The organism is Novosphingobium fluoreni, assembly GCF_014196615.1.
Lineage (GTDB): Bacteria > Pseudomonadota > Alphaproteobacteria > Sphingomonadales > Sphingomonadaceae > Novosphingobium > Novosphingobium fluoreni.
The window spans coordinates 97,204-115,282 of the sequence record NZ_JACIDY010000004.1; the positions used below are offsets into that span (position 1 = coordinate 97,204).

The following is an 18,079-nucleotide window of genomic DNA, read 5'->3' on the forward strand; positions in this document are numbered from 1 at the left end:
GGTTGAGCTGAGGAGGGGTCTCTGTCGATGCGATGCCCGTAGGTGTCGGCTGCGGGCGGCGGTCGATTATCGATCGTTGTGACAACCAAAACTTCAATTAATCGCGTTTCCACTTTTAGAGTTGTTTGGAGAGAAAAGTGCAGGATTATTCCGGAAAGTGGTTACGTAAGCCGCAATTTCTGCTGTTTGAAGTAGTAGGTGCAGTAGCACGTATCACCCTCAATCGCCCAGAAAAACGCAATGCGCTTTCCTTTCAATTGCTGGCGGAATTGCGTGATGCCCTCTTGGAAGCCGATGATCGCGAAGACGTGCACGCTATCCTGCTGCAAGGTGCAGGCAAGGATTTTTGTTCCGGGTACGATCTGACAGCTGCGTACGACCAATGGGAAGCCGAAGCAGGCGACGAGACAGAAGGAAATCGCGTCACGTATCGTCCTTCGGGCGGTAGCATCGATAACGACACGTGGGCCATGGAACGCAACCAATCGATCCCTGACCTGATCTTCATGCTGCACAAGCCCGTGATTGCGAAGATCCACGGCAACTGCCTTGCTGGCGGTACCGATCTTGCTTTCCGATGCGACATGGTCGTGGCTGCCGAGGACGCACGTATCGGTTTTCCGGCAACGCGAGCCAACGGTTCGCCGCCGTCCCACATGTGGACTTACCACGTGGGCCCGCAGTGGGCGAAGCGTCTGTTGCTGACCGGCGATATCATCCAGGGTCGCGAAGCTGCTAAGATCGGCCTGGTCCTTGATGCCGTGCCGGCTGACGAGATCGACGAGTTCGCGATCAATCTGGCTGAACGCGTGGCACTTGTCGATCCGGACCTCGCGGCAACTCAGAAGCGTATCGTCAATCTGGCGATGGAGCAGATGGGCATGCTGAACATTCAGCGTATGGCGATCGAAATGGACGCGCGCGCGCACCTGGGCACGGGCCCTCGCCGGATGCAGTTCAAGGCTGACATGCGCGATGGTGGTTTGAAGCAGGCACTCGCCAACCGTGATGGCCCGTTCGGTGACAGCACCATCAAGCTGCGGGTCGACCGCTAGGCCCGTCACAGCTTTTTGAGCGCTATGGCAAAGGTTTGGAGATTTTGAATGACTGCCCTGCCGAAGCTACGAGATTTAGAGGATGCCTCGTTCAATCCTTTCATGGAAGAGCGGCTCCTGTTCGGAGATCACGACGATCCTTATCCGATGATAGCCGAGCTTCGGCAGCAGGGTTCAGTCGTTCCCGGCGATTATCGCGAATACATGGGACTGTACCCTGACCTGACGATGCCGTCCGACGCGCCGCATTACATGCTGCTGAGCTACGAAGCGTGCAATAAGGCGTTGATGACGCCGGCGGTTTTTTCAAATGCTGCTTATGTGTTCAATCTGGGCGCCAGCTTTGGGCGTTCCGTGTCTACTATGGATGCGCCTGAGCATACGCGTTATCGACGCATTTTTCAGAAGGTCTTTCTACCCCAATTCGTACGCGAGTGGGGCGGCTCCGTGGTAGATCCGGTAGTGAACGATCTGATGGAGGCGTTCATTCATGAAGGCAAAGCCGACCTCGTGAGCCAATTCACGCTGCTGTACCCGTTTGGCGTGATCTACAAGCAGCTGGCGCTGCCAACGGAAGAGGGGCGTGTTTTCCATAAGCTGGCCGTCGCGCAAACGATGATCATGGCGGTTCGCGAGATCGGTGAGGAAGCATCGGCAAAATTGGGTGAGTATTTCCCGAAGCTGATAGACCAGCGTAGGGCTGAACCTGGCGATGACCTTGTCAGTCTCTTGGTACAGGCCGAGGTGGACGGGGAGTATCTGCCGGAGGACGTGCTGGTCTCATTTTTTCGCCAACTTATCAATGCTGCCGGAGACACAACCTACCGCGGTACAAGCGTATTGCTGACTAAGTTGCTTCAACATCCTGATCAACTGGAGCTGCTACGCAATGATCGCAGCCTCCTCCCCAACGCGATCGAAGAGGCGCTTCGGTTCGATGGTCCGGTGCTTGCGCAGTCGCGGTGGGCGACCGTCGATACCGAGATTGACGGGGTGAAAATTCCGGCGGGCGCGATCATCGATGTTATTGCCGGTGCGGCCAACCGTGATCCGGCCAAGTTTCCCGACCCTGATCGTTTCGACATTCGAAGGCAGAATGCGAATCGCCATCTCTCGTTCGCCAGCGGGCCCCATATCTGTATCGGGCAGCATCTTGCGCGGGTGGAAATGACGCGGGCCATAAATGCCATTCTCGACAAGTTGCCAAATTTGCGTCTCGACCCAGCATGTCCCCCGCCTCAGCTTAAAGGGGCGATGATGCGTGTGCCGCATCGCCTGGACGTTGTGTTCGACCCTTCCTAAGATCCTATTGGTTGTGTAAAGGCCCCCGCGCGGGGGCCTTTACACGCCCGTAGACTTGTTTTCGGGCACAACGCCGCGGATCAATGTTTCCACCCAGCGATCCATGATGTCATTGCTGGCAAGATCCACGCCACTCAAATACATCTCACTGATGCCGCGCAACGTTCCGATCATGATGAAGCGGCCATGTCTTGGTGTCAGCGCCGGATGCAATTCGCCGCGTGCTTCGGCCAATACGAACATCTCATCCATCGTAATACGGAAGCGTGCGGTGAGATCGCGAATACGGTTTTTGGCCGGGTCACTTAAATGATCTCGATCGCGAATTGACACAATGACGTAATCGGCATGGTGGATCAAATCGTCGCGCTGGCAGGCGAAAAAATGACGAATTTGCTCGTCCAACGTCGTCTTGCGGCGCGCTTCCTCCAAATAATCCAAGGATCGCTGCATACCAAGAAGACAAATCTCGGCCAGCGCATCTTCCTTGGAGGCGATATGAAAATAGAGACTGGCGACCTTGATCCCTAAGGCTTCGGCAATAGCGCGAGTGCTGGCACCTTGATAGCCGAGGCGGGCGAAGATAGCGGCGGCAGTATCGATCGCCTGCTTGCGTCGGGCGGTGTGCTTGCCCGTTAATTCTCGCCTTGAGACATAAGGTGGGAGTTCATCGACTGGTGAAATCGCCGACTTTTTTTCGCTGCCGATGGAATTTGAAACGAGGCCCATGCCGCCAAGGATACGCGATCCTGGATCAAAGTGCCATGCCTGCCGGTCGATAAGCCCACAGACGGCGCGAGTTTAGGCCAGTAGCAAGGGTGTGATGATAAACTTTCGGCGATTGCGAAAGCCGATGGCTACCCATCCAGGTCGGGCAGCCATCGGTGTTTCTGTTAAACAGTCGCGCCTGGGAAAAGCTTCTTGATCGATTCGCCAACCGGAGCGGGGCAATAGCCGCCGCCCGGCCAGTTGATGAAGCCAAATGCGGCCGAAGTGCCACCATCAACGTGAATGTTGATGCCGGTGATGGAGCGAGAAAGGTCGGATGCGAGAAAGACCACGGTGTCCGCCAAGTCCTCAGGGCTAGCGGCTGCGCCCCGTGGAATATACATCGCCATCGACGCTTCGATATCCTCGATCGGCGCGTCTTCCATTGACTTCAGAAGATCAGGCTTGAGAGCCGACATGTTGCCGCGGCTTGGCGTGGTATCGGGTGTGACTTCGTTGATGCGGATATTGCGGGTACCGAATTCGACAGCCAGAGCGCGGCGAAGATTGGCGTTTGCTGCCTTAGCACCAGCATAGACCGAAAAACCTGCGGCGCCGCGATAAGCTTCGATCGTTGTGAAGTTGATGATGCTGCCACCGCGCGACGCACGCTCAATCAGGGGGACCGCGAGACGGATCGACTGAATCACGTAACCGAAGTTGCGGCGAATATCCTCGGCATCCTCCGCATCCGTGCCCTGCAGGAAATCGCGCTGCTTCACGCCGCCCGCCACGTTCACCACGATATCGAGGCGATCAAATTCCTGACCGACCATTTCGTAAAATTTGCGGACGTCGTCGACTGATAGCACATCGCCTACCATTGTCACACAACGGCGGCCCAGAGCTTCCACGTGTGCCTTGGTTTCGGCCATTCCCGCCACGTCCTTGTCAAAGATCGCGATGTCCACGCCCGTTTGCGCCAAACCCAAGGAAGCAGCGGCGCCGATACCAAATCCACCACCCAGCAGAACGGCGACTTTGCCATTTAGATTGGCTTTCTCATCCAGCATTTTGGTTTTCCTGTCCCATTACTCGGCTAAACTTACTTGCCGTTAGCATATCTGGGCCCCGCGCCAGCAGGCAATCTCTTTGGGATTGCCGAGTCTATCAGTCACCTAATAGGGCGCCGGGGGGCGTTAGAAAATTTGGCAGCGGATCAAGGGCACGGCGGGGTGACGGTAATTTAGCGGTTGCGCCGGCCTATCATACACTGTTTATCAGCGTCCGAAATTGGATAGCCCGAGAGGGAGAAGCGCCTGCGTTTGCTGACGTTCACTCCTGCAGTAGGTGGGCTATATTCCAGGAAAGGACGCCGGCGATGACCATGAAGCAATTGCCTGAAGCGGTGATCAAAGTTCTCGAAGGCAGTTTTGTTTCTGAATTTGCGACTGTCAGTGGCGCTGGCGTGCCGATCGACACGCCTACGCTGTGCTTCGCAACGGATGATCTGAGTGCGGTGGGCGTGGCGACGGGCCTGTCCTATCCCGCGAAGGCAGAGCGCGCCCGGCGCAATCCAAAGGTCGGCCTACTGATCGAGGGCCAGCCCGGCGAGCCGGTGGTCTCAATTAGAGGGATCGCCGCCGTGCGCGATAGCGATCTTCAGGCCAACGCCATTCGCTACCTGTCGGAAACCGGTTGGGAGATGGTCGGCGCGCAAGCTGGTGTGGGCTGGGACAAGGCGCGTGAGGCCGTTTGGTATTTCAGCCGTATCATCATCGACATTGCGCCTGAGCGCGTCCTGTGGTGGGACAATGCAGATGCGATGGATCAACCGCCACACGTGTGGAATGGCTCGATCTCGCCAGACTTCAGGTCCGATCCGGCGCCGGCGGGTAAAGGCAGCCCCGCACCCAAGTGGAAGCAAAGGACGTGGCAAGAAATTGCGGCGGATGCCATCGCCCGTTCCTCCCCCGGGCACCTGACTTTGCTGGACGCGGATGGTTGGCCCTTGCCGATCCGGGCGACCTCAGTCGAGCGTGTGGACGAAGGCTTTCGTCTGGTTGTGCCGAAGGGGGCGCCTTGGGCCGCTCGTTCGGGCACTGCGACATTAACCTTTCAAGGCGTGGAGACCTTCGTGGGCGAAGCGGTGGACGAAGGTGAAACCATTCTGCTGAACGTTGAGCGCGCGCTTCCGCAAAATCCACTGACGGTCGATCCCGCGCAAGTCCTGAACCCCGCGGAGGATACCCGAGCCAAGCTGTTTTCGCGACTGGAGGAAGAGACGCAGCGCCGAGGACAGCCGATCCCGGTGTTGCCGCAGCAACCGCCGGCCCGCACGCGACTGGCGCAAGCCCGCTTCGATAGGCAGATGGCTTTCGAACTCGCAAAAGGGGAATAGCGGCAAGACTGCTACATTCTGCGATGGTCGACGCCGGCGGGTTTTTGGATAGAAGCCTGATATCAGAAGTGAGATTGAATGATGGCGCTGTGGAAACAAGCAGGAGGGCGATACCTGTTTCGCTGGATTGATCAGTAGCTTGCGAGCAGAGACCTTTTCTTGCAGTCGACCACTCTATCACGACAATGCGATGGTAATGATATGACCGATACATCCCTCTACCACCGCTTCCAGCAGTCCGTAGCTATACATGCTGATCGCATCGCCATAACCGAAGGTGATGCGAATATCTCATATCGCGACTTGGAGGCGGCGAGCCGGGAGGTTGGCGCGGCGCTGATGGGCATGGGTATCCAGCACGGCGATCGTATCGCTATATGGGGTGTAAATAGTACGAATTGGGTGATCGCCGCGCTCGGTATTCAGGCCGCCGGTGGTGTTCTCATCCCGGTTGGTACGCGTTTACGAGGGCGAGAGGCGGGAGACATCCTGACCGACGCCAAAGTGCGCTTTGTCTTTTGCGATGCGTCGTTTGGCGATTTCAGCTATATCGACGCGCTCTTGCAGCACGCCCCCGCATCGGTAGAGAAACTCGTCGTCCTGGGTGCCTTGGCTAGCGCGGCGAATAGCAAGGTCATGTCGATCTCTGACCTGCGGAATTCGGCCGACCGGGTAGACGATGCCGCCTTGAACGCGCGGATCGCCCAGGGATGTGGCGACGATCTGGTTGACATCATCTTCACGTCAGGGACGACCGGACGCCCCAAGGGCGTGCTGATGACCCACCGCAAAAGCATGATCGCGTGCGATATCCAGCGTGAGGAGATCAACCGCTTCACTCCGGACGACGTCTTTGCGGTGACGTTTCCCTTTGCGCATAATGCCGGGTACAGGGCCGGCTGGCAGGTCTCCTTGCTCTACGGAGTCAGGATCATACCGGTCCGAACCTTTGATGCTGGCGAGTTGCTACGTCTGATTGAAAAAGAAGGCGTGACCATGCTGCCGACGGCGCCCCCGATCGCGCGCGCCTTGATCGACCATCCTGATCGCGAAAAGACCGATCTTTCCAGCTTGCGGATCATGTCGACCGGCGGCACCGTGGTGCCGGTTCGGCTGATCAAGGACATGCGTCAATTATTGGGTGAGGGCACGATCGTTCAAACCGGTTACGGATTGACCGAGGCGGCTGGGTCAGTTTGCAACACGTTTGACAATGACCCACCGGAAGTCATTGCGCAGACCGTGGGCCATGCGCTCAGCAATTTGGAACTGCGTATCGTAGGTCCGGATGGCGTAGAACTCCCGCAAGGTGAGATCGGCGAAGTCGCCGTTCGGGGTCCGCAGATCACGCCGGGCTATCTGGACAATCCAGAAGCCACCGCCGCAGCATTCACCTCGGATGGTTTTCTGTTGACTGGCGATGCGGGCCGTCTGGATGAAGATGGCAACTTGCGCCTTACAGACCGTATAAAGGACATGTACCTTGTTGGTGGTTTCAATTGCTATCCGGCGGAGATCGAGCGCGTCATGGCGACGATGCCGGGGATTGCAAACGTTGCCGTGGTCGGTGTGGATGACGATCGGCTTGGCCACGTAGGTCGTGCGTTTGTTGTTCCGGAGAATGGAGTGCAACTCACCGAACAGGAGGTGATCGCCTGGTGCCGAGAGGAAATGGCGAATTACAAAGTGCCGCGTTCGATCCGCTTCCTAGACGCTCTTCCCCTCAACGCCACCGGCAAGATCGCCAAGATCGAACTGCGCGCTTTGGCCTGACATCGATGCTGCCGGACATGCCGTTCGTGGCGGTTCGATTGGTGCCGTGATTTTAAGAAGGGAACGAGCCGTGGGGCAAGATGGTGCGATCGCTCCCCAAGAAATCGCCGGGGAAGGCGACGCAACGCAGCTGGTAAAACTTACCTCTACGTCGAAGGATTGTTTTACCAATCTCTACAGCGAGAGTTTCAGGAACAATCACCTTTTTGGCGGCCAGGTTGTGGCTCAGGCTTTGGCAGCCGCGGCGACGACGGTCGAGGGGCGTCACTGTCACTCGATGCATGCCTACTTCCTGCGTGCCGGCTCCGCATCCGCCAGCGTGAGTTTTGAGGTGGATAGAACCCGTGACGGGGGGCGCTTTTCAACCCGGCGAGTCGTCGCGCTGCAAAACGACGTCCCGATCTTGCATCTAGAATGCTCGTTCCATCTCGGTGAGAGGGGCCTCGAACACCAAGTGCCATCCTCGGTCCCGGTACCAGAGCCGGAGACGATACCGGATATCACCGCACTTGATCCGGACAAAGATCAGGCCGCCTTATGGGGGATAATCCAGAATGTGCAGACGTTCCCGTTGCTGGATATTCGCATTGTCGATCAAGAGTTGCTTCTGCAGCCCAACCCGGATGCGAACCGGCGCTTGTGGATCAGGGTGCCGAGTGCCGTAAACAGTGATGATCCGGCAGTGCATCAACAGTTGGTGGCCTACATATCGGACTTCATGCTCGCGGGTGTGGCGCTACTTCCTCATCCGGTGAAATATCGCTGGCCTCGAACCTTCATGGCCAGTCTCGACCACGCAATCTGGTTTCATCGTCCATGCCGGGTGGACGACTGGCTGCTTTATGATTGTGATAGCCCCTCGACGGGTGACGGAAGAGGCATCGTCCGGGGGCAGATCAAAGATCGCACCGGGCGCCTGATAGCCACTGTCATGCAGGAGGCGCTGCTGCGGCCAGACTTAACGCACTAAGGTACGATTTTATAACGTGATTTCAACACGGCAGGCCGTTCGGTTTGCCGGACAACCACCTGTACCTTAAGGCTGAAAGTGTGCCCTTGTTATGAACCGAACATCTGTTAGAGTGGTCGAAACTTCGTTGGAGAGGAATCGATGGAACTCGTCAGACTTGGCCGTGCCTTGGGGGAGGGCTGGATCGCGGGTCACGAACAAGATGATACCGACCGCTGCGTCAAATCGGCCGGTCGTGTGTTGCGCATATTGGAACTGTTCGACGTCTTGAAGCGGGAAGCCCCGGTTTCTGTGGTGTCCGAACTGTTGGGCCTTCCGCAATCAAGCACTTCGGTTCTGCTGCGTACTCTCGTCGAGATGGGGTACCTCGTCTACAATAATCCCACTCGTTCATTTGCGCCCACCACGCGCCTGTCTTTGCTCGGAAGCTGGGTGAATGGCCCAATGGTCAGCGATGGGCCGCTGATCCGGCTTATGCACCGGTTAAACGTTCGGACCGGGCAGGCGATCGTTCTGGCGGCTCGCAACCAGACATTTTCTGAGTATATTCACGTCGTCCAGGCTACATCCCCGGTACGGCTTTATGTCGTTCAGGGATCTCGCCGGCCGCTGGCTTGCTCTGCGACCGGAGCCACCTTGATCTCTGATCTTCCGGTGAGCGAAATCAAGCGGATCGGTATTCGCTACAACGCTGAGCCGCAGGAAGTTGACATCAAGGTCTCTGTCACCACGCTTCTGGAGCGTGTCCAGGCGGTTCGCACTAATGGGTATGCGTTCCACCACAACACCGTAACACCCGGTGCCGGGACGATCGCAATGTGCCTGCCCGAACCGATGACGGCACATGAGCGTCTGTCAATCGGGATCGCAGGACCATCGGACATTCTGTTGCGGAGCAAGGATGAGTTCGTGGCGGCCATGCGCGAGGAAATCGCCAGTCACCTTGTTGATTCCGACGGGGAACCTCAGCGCTGCGATGCAATCGATCGATTTTCATCCTCTTCCCCGGTCAGGCTGGCAGCCGTCAATCACGGCGGTTGACGGCACTAAGGTGCCTTAAAATCAACTCGCAAAGCGTAGTCGCGGGCGGATCGGTGAGGCGGCCTATCCGCGCATTACAAGTGGAAATGTCTACGATATACCGCTGACACATCCGGAGATCGGTCTTGGCATCGCCCGCCCTTCGCTCGCTCGCCTGTGCTGAATGAAGCGGCGGGGGCCGACGGTTTCCCGGCGCGCGATCGATATGCGGCTATCGTGTAGCTGAGTGATGGCCTAGGGAGCATGACTGGTCGGGCGAGCGGGGACTTAGGTGGCCACTTTCCTGCAAGATGCGATGATCAGTCGGCTCGTCGCATTCGTCGCTGACGTCAGATAGCCGTAACCTATCACATTTTGGATGCGCTTAGCTGGATCATTCTCAGCGGAGCGGCATAAAATGCCTGAATGACGAGCCAGACCATACAGTGGTTTTGGATAACGTTTAAAAAGCCATGGAGAGGTGAGTAAATGTCGGCACAATCGGCGCAGATTCCCCAGCACGTCTCACGCGATGTCGTTCGAGATATCGACATTTTCAACATCCAGTCGGTCAATCCCGACATTCATGAGGCGTGGCGTACGATCCAGAACGACAGTCCTGCGCTGATCTACAGCCCATTGTACGGAGGCCACTGGATTCCCATGCGGGCGCACGTGATCGAGCGCGTGATGAGCGATCACGAGGTCTTCATCAACGGCGGCTTGTGGGTTCCACCCAACCCGGAAGGCATGAAGCCGCAAATCCCGATTCAGGCGGATGGCGCGCTGCATCGCGCCTATCGCTCGCTGATCATGCCGTTCCTGATCGGCAAGCCGCTGCGCGCCGCGATCGAAGGCGCGCGGGAACTGGCCATCAAACTGATCGAAAGTTTTCGCGAAAGGGGCGAGTGCGACTTTGCGGTCGACTTTGCCCAGCACCTCCCGATCGAGGTGTTCCTGCAGCTTGTCGAATTGCCTTTAGACGATCGCCTGCTGTTATCGTCGCTCGCCGAGGTCGTCCGCATGCCCGATCCCGTCCAGAAGCTGGCGGCTTACGCGCAGATGGAGGAATATGTCGGCCGGCAGGTCGATGAAAGGCTGGCCAATCCTGGCGATGACATGATCAGCAAGATCGCGACGGGAACCGTGCTCGGCCGTCCGTTGACTCGAGAGGAGATCATCGGCGAATGTACCCAGGTTCTCGTCGGCGGGCTGGATACCGTGGCGTCGATGATGGGCTTTATCGCCGCGCACTTGGCTGTGAACGTCGAACTGCGCCACCGCCTGACGGCGCAGCCTGAATTGATCGAGAAGCGGATCGATGAAATCATTCGTCGCTTCGGCGTTGCCGGCCCGGCCCGTCAGGCCGCGCAGGACATCGATTTCGACGGTATTCATATCAAGGCTGGCGACACCCTGTTCCTAGCGACCGCCTTGCACGGGCTGGACGACAGCCGCTGGGAGGATCCCATGACCGTCAATCTCGATCGATCGGCGACTGGTACCGATTACCAGACGTTCGGCAGCGGACCGCATCGTTGCCCCGGCGCGGCGCTGGCGCGCAGTGAAATCATTTTGTTCCTGGAAGAATGGCTAAAGCGCATCCCGGATTTCTCGCTTGTTCCTGGCAAGCCGATGGTCGCGGCATCGGGCAGTGTCACCGGCGTGCTCTCGCTACCGCTGAAATGGGACGTCTGACGCCGGAAAAGCCCCGCGGCGCTAAAGCATGAATGGAGAGAGGGCGCTGACCCCTCTCCCAATCGCCTGACATCGCGTGGAGTTCGTGGGGACCGAAGGGTGGAAAACAGAGTTCCCGCAAAGAAGGACTTGTCGCCGCAGATCGCAGCTCCACCGTCATAGGGCCGGATCAGCCGCACGGCGTCATGCGTGGTTGGGGCCCGATCACACCTGCCTCGACGGATCGATGATCTACGTCGGCAGGAGGGCGGTGGGTTCGGCCGTCAGGCGGTACACCGCCGGTCTGCGCACACCTCCTCGCTCCCCATCGCAACACTCATCCCGCGATGTCGCTCATGACAGCGGCGATGCCTGCCCTAGCGCAAGCCAGATCCTGCTCTTGCGATGCTCCGGATACACCGATGGCGCCCGCGATCCGCCCATCGATGATCACCGGGATACCGCCTTCGAATGGCAGCATCCGGGGCAGGTTCGCCAAGGCTGGGTTACTCGCGCTGACCGACGCGAGGATTTCAGTCGGCATCCCGAAGCCGACAGCGCATTCGGCCTTGCGCCGCGCAATCTCTATGGACGAGACGGGAGCTCCGCTACCGCGTTCGACCAGCAGGATCTCGCTTCCCGCATCCAGCACGACCACGACAATCGCGCAGCTTTGCCGTTCAGCTTCGCTGAAGGCAGCACCCGCGATCGCGCGCGCTGCGGCGATGGTCAGCTGCGGAACGGTTTCGATCATGCCAGGCATCGGTTTGTCTCCTTGTGCCATCAGCCGACCAGATACATGACGTCATGGTCCAGCATGGCCGCGCCGAAACGCGCGGTATACGCTGTGTTGATCGCCTCGGTCTGAAAGCGGATTTCGTTGATCAGGAAGATGAAAAAGCCATAGCCGATATACTGGCGGTATCGCAGCCAGGCCAGTTCACGATCGTGCGTGATCCCCTCTTGCGCCAGGGCAACCAGGTAAAAATCGAGCAATTCGCGCTCCCACCCCGCGCGGTCGGCGATGTCGAGCGCACCGGTGATATGATAGGCAACTTCGTTGAAAGGCGATGCGACGGAGGGCTGGGAATCGAGAAAACCCGGCGTACCGTCCGCCTCGACATAAAGGTTGCCCAAGTGGGTATCGCCATGGATCACGCATTGCGCGTCGTTTGCTTCGATCGTGTTGTAGGCGCTCAGGGCGCGGCGCATCCAATCGCGATCATGGAGCCGAACCGAGATCGCCGCACCGCGCGGGCTTTCGCAATAATGCCGCCAGACCTCTTCGCTCAGATACCGCTCGGCATAGACCATCGACCAGTCGGTGAAGCGGCGCGGCACCCAGTCCCAACCCCGGCCTTGCGGAGTCACCTTCGGGTCGTACCAGGATGCCGCATGGAAGCGTGCCAGCGCCAACAGCCTCTTCTCGACCGCAGCGCGTGTCTCGGGCCGTTGGGCATGCAGGAAGGTCACTCCCGAAGCGACAAGGTCTTCCATGATGACGATTGACTGATGGCTGCCCGGATCAGAGCCGGCGTACCAGCAGCGCGGGGTATTTATCGGCAGGTGGGGCGCGATGCGCGAGTAGAAGTCGATCTCGTTGCGATACATCTCCTTCATCTTCGGGCTGTGGTCCTCAAACCCGCCCTTGACGATGAGCGTGGGCGGCAAGCTGTCACTCTCCACCGCGACTCTGATCTTGGTGGAAGTGCCCAGGATTACGTCGACCACGCGCGCGGTGCTGACGTTGCAGCCCGTGGCGGCAGCGAGCCACGCGGCATCGACTTCTTCGGGACGCACGGGCAGGGGCAGTGCAGTTTTCGCCATGAATATCCTCTCCCGCCGTGCAGTCACTTTTCGGCGCGGTCCGAAAGGATGCAATGTTGTGCGTAGCAGCACAATGCGACGTTGCAGTTAACTCATAGGCGATGGCGACACAGTCGTTGACCCACGAGCGTCGCATCTCCACCAGATCGATGATGACGGCGATAAAAGCCCTCGCCCCCTTGTATCGCCGCGGCCGTTGGGCTTCATTGCCGGCATGGAGAGAACAATACTGGTTACCGGAGCCGCTTCCGGCATGGGAAAGGCGCTTTGCGCGCATCTTCGCGGCAAGGGCCACACCGCCATCGGCGTCGATTTGCGCGACACGGACATCGTGGCCGATCTTGGCACTCGTAAAGGCCGCGAGCATATGGTGGCAGAGGCGCAGCGCTTGATATCCGGCGGGGTTTCGGGGACGCTGGACGGTGTTGTCGCAGCGGCTGGCGTCTCGCAGGTCAGCGCCAAGCTGACCGGTGCGGTCAACTATTACGGCGCAATCGCCACTCTTGAAGGATTGCGCCCGCTCTTGGCACAATCCAAGTCACCGCGCGCCGTACTGATAACGTCCACCGCATCGTTCCTTGAAATCGATGCCGAGTTTTTGGCTCTTCTTCAATCGGGTGATGAGGACAAGCTGGCCACCAGCACTGCGGTGTTCGATGGTGGCGACTATTCCGCAAGCAAGTTTGCAGTGGCGCAGTGGCTACGGCGGGCAGCCACGTCGGCCGAGTGGGCCGGCGCGGGCATCCTGCTCAACGCAATCGGACCAGGCCGCATCCGCACGCCGATGATAGAACCGATTTTGGCGACGGAGGAAGGCCGCGCGATGCTGGCCCAGGCCACACCGATTGCGCTCGATCGGCCGTATGGCGAAGCGATCGACATTGCGGAGGCTGCATCGTTCCTGTTGGAAGTGGAAACCAGCTTTATCGTTGGCCAGATCCTCTACGTCGATGGAGGGACAGACGCGATCATGCGGCCTGAGCGTGTCTAGGGGGCGGCGTTGGCTCGATCTGGCTTAGAGGCCAACCCTCTCGCGCTGCATGGCGCGGATGTTATCTAGAACGACCCCGGAAGCGACATTCTGCTTCCGGGGTTTTGTACGATAGGGCTATGCCCTTCAGCTCGGATCGAACGTAACGTGCAGGTGGTGCGGCACCCGCATCATCGCGCCCTTGAGCTGAGCGGGGGGCATGTCCGGATCGGCCTTGAGGTTGGGCAGACGGTCCAGGATGGCATTGATCGCGCGGGTCATCTCTACGCGGGCCAAGTGTTGCCCGATGCAGATGTGCGGTCCACCAGAGAACGACAAGTGGCGGTTCGCGTTCGGGCGGCGGATATCGAACACATCAGGATTATCGAACTTGGCGGGATCGCGGTTGGCGGAACCCGCCATGACATGGATCAGCGAGCCTGCCGGGATATGCGTTCCGAAAAAGTCGATGTCGGTGGTGGTCCAGCGCGATTGCTCCAGCACCGGTCCGTCAAAGCGCAGAGCTTCCTCGATGGCGTTGGGCAACAGCGAGCGATCCTGGCGCAGCGCTTCCATCTGGTCAGGGTGTTTTAGCAAATTCGCCAGCAGCACGCTGGTGCCGCGGTACGTGGTATCTCCGGCTGCATTGATCAGCTGGCGGAAGAAGGACACAAGCACGTCTTCCGGCAGATACTCGCCATCCACTTCTGTCTGAACCAGAAGGCTCACCAGATCGTCACCGGGATTGGCGCGTCGCTGCGCTATCAGGCGGGGGAAGAACTCGCCCAACTTGTCGGATGCTTCGACGCCCTTGTCCCTCATGACTGACACCAGGGTTTGCGTTACCGCAAGCTTGTGGAAGATCTTTCCTTCCTCTGGCGGCAGATCAAGCTGCTTGTAGATCACGCCGAACGGATAGAGCAGGGTGAACTGGTTGACCAAATCGGCCTTGCCTTCGTGAATGAAGGTTTCCAGCAGCTCGTTCACTACGGGATCGACGACCGAGCCGCCCCATTCCTTCACGTATTGGGGCAGGAAGACCTTTTGGAAGATGCGGCGAAACCGGCCATGTTCTGGCGCATCCATCGTCGAGACAGAGCGCCCGAAACATGCGCCAAGGTTGTACATGTAAGATTGATTGCTGAAGACGGAAGGTGTCAGCAGCGCCTTGCTGCAAGCCTCGTAGCTCATCAGCATGTAATGAGGCGCGTCTGCCGGGAACGTGATGTCCGGGCCCAGACCCATGACGGTGCGGTAATCCGCCTTGAGGACGGGGCCCTTTTCACGCAGCTCGGCGAGAAATGGATAGGGGTCGTCATGCGCGCCGAACAGGAGCGACTCCTCCATGAAGGGACTGAAGGTCGCGTCTTCCAGATCGCGCAACTTCGGCAGCACCGTCATCTCATTCTCCAATCAAAACTTCGGTCACCCATGTAGCCCCGCCCCCGAAATAAGCAAGCGGACGCTACATAGCGGTGCGGCCTCCATCACATCCTTGCACAGTTTCGAAAGACAGGTCAGCCTTGCCACTGCGGTATATCAAACCTTGCCCCGTCAAGTTCTGGGGTAACCACGACCTGACAAGACAGACGGCTGTTTTCCCGCGCTTCCAACACGCAGTCCAGCATTTCTTGCTCATTGGCAGACGGCTCTGGCAGGCTGCCGGACTCGGGGAGGGTGACATAGCAATGGCAGGTCAGGCAGGTCATGCTGCCACCGCATTCTGCGATGATGCCTTCCACTCCGGCATTCCGGGCAGAGCGCATGACGGTCTCACCAAGGCGGGCATCGACCTCGCGGGTTTGACCGTCAAATTCTACAAAAGTAAGTCTTGGCAACGAGTGGTGCTCATCTGTTCACGTTTACGGAGCGGCTGACGGCTTCATCGTGAAGCCGTTGCCAGATCTTAGCGTCCTCTCCATACCGGTTTGCGCTTTTCATTGAAAGCAGCGACCGCCTCGCGATAATCCTCCGTCGCGTTGGTGACGATCTGCGTTGGGTTTTCCACGTCCAGCGCGGCGTCCAGGCTCGTAGCATCGAGATTGCGCCGCATGATGCGCTTCGTGTGCCAGGTGGAGAACGGCGCGTTTTCCAGGATGGCCACGGCCTGGGCGATCGCGGCGTCTTGCAGTTCTTCGGGTTCGACGCATCTGGTGATGAGCCCGGTTGCCAGGGCTTCCTCGGCATCGATCGGTCGGCCGGTCAACATCACTTCGAATGCCCGCCCCGGGCCGATCCAGCGCGGAAGCCAGTAGCTGATGCTGCTCTCTCCGGCCGACAATCCTATCTTCACCGCACCGATCAGAAAGCGCGTGGCGGGCGTGCCGATGCGGATATCGGCACCCACAGCGATCGCCATCCCCGCACCCACCGCTGCGCCGTTTACCGCGCAGATGATCGGTTGCGGAGCCCGTGCCATGCGTTGTGACATTGAGCCGAACCGCGTTTGACTGGCGTACCGGGTGACGATGGTGCTGCCGCCCGGTTCCATCCGCTCGGCCGCCTTCTTCATGTCTTGCCCGGAGCAGAAGCCGCGGCCATTACCCGTGATGATGACTGCGCGCGTCTGGGTATCCTCGACCAGCGAATCGAGGATGTCATTCAACTTATTCACGACCTCGTAGGTCAGGGCGTTCATTCGTTCGGGGCGATTGAGCGTCAGCCGTAGAATTTCAGGGTGCGGGCGATCCACCAGAAGGGCGTCAGCTTCATCCATCCGGATATCCTCTCAGATCAAGCGGTCGAGGCAATACTATTTGCCAGAGTTTGGGCACGCGATCGCTAGGCCAATGCAGGATGGCTCGGCGATCGCTGTGGGATAATGACCTTGGCCGTCTTGCTCAATCGCCGTTGAAGCTGGGTTTGCGCTTTTCAATGAAGGCGTTCACGGCTTCCTCGTGGTCCTTGCTGAAGCTGGAAATTGCTTCGAACCAGACGCTGGCGTCCAGCATGCCTTCCAGCTGGCGGCGCAGGGGAAGATTGATCGCCTGCTTCGTCAGGTTGATCGCCACGCTGGCCCCCGCTGCAAGGCGGTCGGCCATACCGAAAGCGACTTCATCCAATTGGTCACGCGGTACCGCGCGGTTGATCAGGCCCATCGCCGCCGCATCCTGAGACAAAACAGGATCGCCGGTGAGCAAATATTCCCGGGCGCGCATGTAACCGATCAACTGCGGCCAGATCAGTGCCCCGCCATCGCCCGCCGCATAGCCAACCGCTACGTGCGGATCGCCGATCTTCACGCCCTCGACCGCGTAGCAAAGGTCGGAGAACAGCGCCAAAGTCGCGCCGAGGCCAATGGCATGGCCGTTCACGCGTGCAATCAGTGGCTTTTCCAGGCGCAGCAGCGCTTCCAACATTCGGCGCGCCTCAATAAAGCCGTGGATCGTGCCGTGATTGTCTGTCAGCAATCGCTTCATCTCATGAATATCGCCACCAGCGGAAAACGCCTTTTCACCACCACCGGTCAACACGATGACCTTTACGTCCGGGTCCGCGTTCACGTCTGTCAGCACGCGGCGCAGATCATCGTGCATCGCGCCTTCGAACGGATTTGTCGGCGGGTTGTCCAGGGTGATGACAAGAACGCCATTGTCGCGCCGGTCCAGCTTCAGGGCGGTTACATAATCGTACATCGCGCTCAGTCCTCGATCTTGAGAGCAGGCCGTGCCGCACAAATCCAGGCGGTGGGCCTCATCGGTTTTAGTTCACGGTTTGTAGTGACACGGGTGCCGCCCACAACGAAATCGGCAATCGCATTTCGGCTGTCCTTATCATCTGGGCGATGCCTGCACTGGTACCGCAGGTTTCCCCGATCTTGGTGGGGGTGAAACCGCCGGTCACTTCTCCTGCGGCGTAAAGACCGTCAATCCTCGCGCCGAACTGGTCGAGCGCTTGGGCCTCGGTGTCGACTTCGCCAGTAATCATCGCGTTATAACGCGCGACCGTTTCCTCCAATGCCATTCCGTCCAGACCGACCGAGCCGGCAATCTGCGAAATGCTATCCGCCTGCCGCACGATGCCAAGGTTCAGCGCGGCGCGGAAGTTCAAGTTGAAGGGAATTTCCTGTGCTTGCGCCATCGTATCCTCGTCAAAGACCTGAAACGCGATTCCGTCCCGCTGACGAAGGCATGCACCACCGATCTCCTTGTAGGAAAGCAATTCGTTGACGAACCGCTGCAAACCCAGGTTCACGGCGAGCGCTCCCCGCCGCTGGCGATGATCACGCTGCGCGCAGTATGAGCCTTGCCGCGGGCGTGAATGATCCAGCTTTGAGCATCGCGCTCCAGGCGTTCGGCCCCGATCTGATCGCAACGGGTGAGGCCGTCCATGCGTAGTCAGCGCGGCTTACAGCGCGCTCATCGCCTGGGCGGGAT

General features: G+C 58.9%; 18 protein-coding genes. 8 read left to right on the forward strand and 10 right to left on the reverse strand.

Annotated elements, in window-relative coordinates:
* Window positions 1-137 precede the first annotated feature (137 nt).
* Window positions 138-1,055, forward strand: a complete 918-nt coding sequence (locus tag GGR39_RS09610; protein WP_058736590.1) for a crotonase/enoyl-CoA hydratase family protein — start codon at window positions 138-140, stop codon at window positions 1,053-1,055.
* 48 nt (window positions 1,056-1,103) lie between these two features.
* Window positions 1,104-2,357 (forward strand): cytochrome P450, encoded by a 1,254-nt coding sequence (locus tag GGR39_RS09615; protein ID WP_183616937.1) that lies wholly within the window; start codon window positions 1,104-1,106, stop codon window positions 2,355-2,357.
* Between the two features lie 39 nt (window positions 2,358-2,396).
* On the opposite strand, the gene GGR39_RS09620 is transcribed toward GGR39_RS09615, so the two are convergent.
* Both GGR39_RS09620 and GGR39_RS09625 read right to left on the reverse strand, forming a co-directional pair.
* Window positions 2,397-3,086, reverse strand: coding sequence for a TetR/AcrR family transcriptional regulator (locus GGR39_RS09620; protein WP_058736592.1), 690 nt, complete (start codon window positions 3,084-3,086; stop codon window positions 2,397-2,399).
* A 164-nt stretch (window positions 3,087-3,250) separates the two neighbouring features.
* A complete protein-coding gene (locus tag GGR39_RS09625; RefSeq protein WP_183616938.1) occupies window positions 3,251-4,138 on the reverse strand; it encodes an SDR family NAD(P)-dependent oxidoreductase in 888 nt (295 codons plus the stop codon).
* A 308-nt stretch (window positions 4,139-4,446) separates the two neighbouring features.
* On the opposite strand from GGR39_RS09625, the gene GGR39_RS09630 reads away from it, so the two are divergent.
* The 5 genes from GGR39_RS09630 to GGR39_RS09650 all read left to right on the forward strand — a co-directional run bounded on the left by GGR39_RS09630 (window position 4,447) and on the right by GGR39_RS09650 (window position 10,927).
* A complete protein-coding gene (locus tag GGR39_RS09630; protein ID WP_183616939.1) occupies window positions 4,447-5,466 on the forward strand; it encodes a pyridoxamine 5'-phosphate oxidase family protein in 1,020 nt (339 codons plus the stop codon).
* 201 nt (window positions 5,467-5,667) lie between these two features.
* A complete protein-coding gene (locus GGR39_RS09635; RefSeq protein WP_183616940.1) occupies window positions 5,668-7,239 on the forward strand; it encodes an AMP-binding protein in 1,572 nt (523 codons plus the stop codon).
* 70 nt (window positions 7,240-7,309) lie between these two features.
* A complete protein-coding gene (locus tag GGR39_RS09640; protein WP_183616941.1) occupies window positions 7,310-8,209 on the forward strand; it encodes an acyl-CoA thioesterase domain-containing protein in 900 nt (299 codons plus the stop codon).
* Window positions 8,210-8,350: 141 nt separating this feature from the next.
* The gene (locus GGR39_RS09645) at window positions 8,351-9,250 is read left to right on the forward strand and encodes an IclR family transcriptional regulator (RefSeq protein ID WP_183616942.1); all 900 of its coding nucleotides are present in this window, start codon (window positions 8,351-8,353) and stop codon (window positions 9,248-9,250) included.
* Between the two features lie 468 nt (window positions 9,251-9,718).
* Window positions 9,719-10,927, forward strand: a complete 1,209-nt coding sequence (locus GGR39_RS09650) for a cytochrome P450 (protein ID WP_183616943.1) — start codon at window positions 9,719-9,721, stop codon at window positions 10,925-10,927.
* 316 nt (window positions 10,928-11,243) lie between these two features.
* Here GGR39_RS09650 and GGR39_RS09655 read toward each other — a convergent pair whose 3' ends face one another.
* Window positions 11,244-11,669, reverse strand: a complete 426-nt coding sequence (locus tag GGR39_RS09655) for a GlcG/HbpS family heme-binding protein (protein WP_183616944.1) — start codon at window positions 11,667-11,669, stop codon at window positions 11,244-11,246.
* Between the two features lie 20 nt (window positions 11,670-11,689).
* Window positions 11,690-12,733, reverse strand: a complete 1,044-nt coding sequence (locus GGR39_RS09660; RefSeq protein ID WP_183616945.1) for a phosphotransferase — start codon at window positions 12,731-12,733, stop codon at window positions 11,690-11,692.
* Window positions 12,734-12,947: 214 nt separating this feature from the next.
* Between GGR39_RS09660 and GGR39_RS09665 the strand changes: the two genes are divergently transcribed.
* The gene (locus GGR39_RS09665; protein WP_281374474.1) at window positions 12,948-13,724 is read left to right on the forward strand and encodes an SDR family oxidoreductase; all 777 of its coding nucleotides are present in this window, start codon (window positions 12,948-12,950) and stop codon (window positions 13,722-13,724) included.
* Window positions 13,725-13,850: 126 nt separating this feature from the next.
* On the opposite strand, the gene GGR39_RS09670 is transcribed toward GGR39_RS09665, so the two are convergent.
* The 6 genes from GGR39_RS09670 to GGR39_RS09695 all read right to left on the reverse strand — a co-directional run bounded on the left by GGR39_RS09670 (window position 13,851) and on the right by GGR39_RS09695 (window position 18,034).
* Window positions 13,851-15,104, reverse strand: coding sequence for a cytochrome P450 (locus GGR39_RS09670; RefSeq protein WP_183616947.1), 1,254 nt, complete (start codon window positions 15,102-15,104; stop codon window positions 13,851-13,853).
* 116 nt (window positions 15,105-15,220) lie between these two features.
* Window positions 15,221-15,541: a 2Fe-2S iron-sulfur cluster-binding protein gene (locus tag GGR39_RS09675; protein ID WP_082667977.1), complete on the reverse strand. Its 321-nt coding sequence runs from the start codon at window positions 15,539-15,541 to the stop codon at window positions 15,221-15,223.
* A 68-nt stretch (window positions 15,542-15,609) separates the two neighbouring features.
* A complete protein-coding gene (locus tag GGR39_RS09680) occupies window positions 15,610-16,419 on the reverse strand; it encodes an enoyl-CoA hydratase/isomerase family protein (RefSeq protein ID WP_058736602.1) in 810 nt (269 codons plus the stop codon).
* 124 nt (window positions 16,420-16,543) lie between these two features.
* Complete coding sequence (locus GGR39_RS09685) at window positions 16,544-17,338, reverse strand: enoyl-CoA hydratase/isomerase family protein (RefSeq protein WP_058736603.1); 795 nt, start codon at window positions 17,336-17,338, stop codon at window positions 16,544-16,546.
* A gap of 67 nt (window positions 17,339-17,405) precedes the next feature.
* Entirely contained in the window at window positions 17,406-17,897 is a 492-nt protein-coding gene (locus tag GGR39_RS09690) for an FAD-binding protein (RefSeq protein ID WP_183616948.1), read from the reverse strand.
* Window positions 17,894-18,034 carry a hypothetical protein gene (locus GGR39_RS09695; protein ID WP_183616949.1) on the reverse strand — a complete coding sequence of 47 codons (141 nt, stop codon included), beginning with the start codon at window positions 18,032-18,034 and terminating at the stop codon, window positions 17,894-17,896. The genes GGR39_RS09690 and GGR39_RS09695 overlap by 4 nt, the downstream gene beginning before the upstream one ends.
* Window positions 18,035-18,079 lie beyond the last annotated feature (45 nt).

Coding starts and splice junctions, on each gene's coding strand:
- GGR39_RS09615 (WP_183616937.1), top strand. CDS start 1,104: ATGACTGCCCTGCCGAAGCTACGAGATTTAGAGGATGCCTCGTTCAAT.
- GGR39_RS09620 (WP_058736592.1), bottom strand. CDS start 3,086: ATGGGCCTCGTTTCAAATTCCATCGGCAGCGAAAAAAAGTCGGCGATT.
- GGR39_RS09625 (WP_183616938.1), bottom strand. CDS start 4,138: ATGCTGGATGAGAAAGCCAATCTAAATGGCAAAGTCGCCGTTCTGCTG.
- GGR39_RS09630 (WP_183616939.1), top strand. CDS start 4,447: ATGACCATGAAGCAATTGCCTGAAGCGGTGATCAAAGTTCTCGAAGGC.
- GGR39_RS09635 (WP_183616940.1), top strand. CDS start 5,668: ATGACCGATACATCCCTCTACCACCGCTTCCAGCAGTCCGTAGCTATA.
- GGR39_RS09645 (WP_183616942.1), top strand. CDS start 8,351: ATGGAACTCGTCAGACTTGGCCGTGCCTTGGGGGAGGGCTGGATCGCG.
- GGR39_RS09650 (WP_183616943.1), top strand. CDS start 9,719: ATGTCGGCACAATCGGCGCAGATTCCCCAGCACGTCTCACGCGATGTC.
- GGR39_RS09655 (WP_183616944.1), bottom strand. CDS start 11,669: ATGCCTGGCATGATCGAAACCGTTCCGCAGCTGACCATCGCCGCAGCG.
- GGR39_RS09660 (WP_183616945.1), bottom strand. CDS start 12,733: ATGGCGAAAACTGCACTGCCCCTGCCCGTGCGTCCCGAAGAAGTCGAT.
- GGR39_RS09665 (WP_281374474.1), top strand. CDS start 12,948: ATGGAGAGAACAATACTGGTTACCGGAGCCGCTTCCGGCATGGGAAAG.
- GGR39_RS09670 (WP_183616947.1), bottom strand. CDS start 15,104: ATGACGGTGCTGCCGAAGTTGCGCGATCTGGAAGACGCGACCTTCAGT.
- GGR39_RS09680 (WP_058736602.1), bottom strand. CDS start 16,419: ATGGATGAAGCTGACGCCCTTCTGGTGGATCGCCCGCACCCTGAAATT.
- GGR39_RS09685 (WP_058736603.1), bottom strand. CDS start 17,338: ATGTACGATTATGTAACCGCCCTGAAGCTGGACCGGCGCGACAATGGC.
- GGR39_RS09695 (WP_183616949.1), bottom strand. CDS start 18,034: ATGGACGGCCTCACCCGTTGCGATCAGATCGGGGCCGAACGCCTGGAG.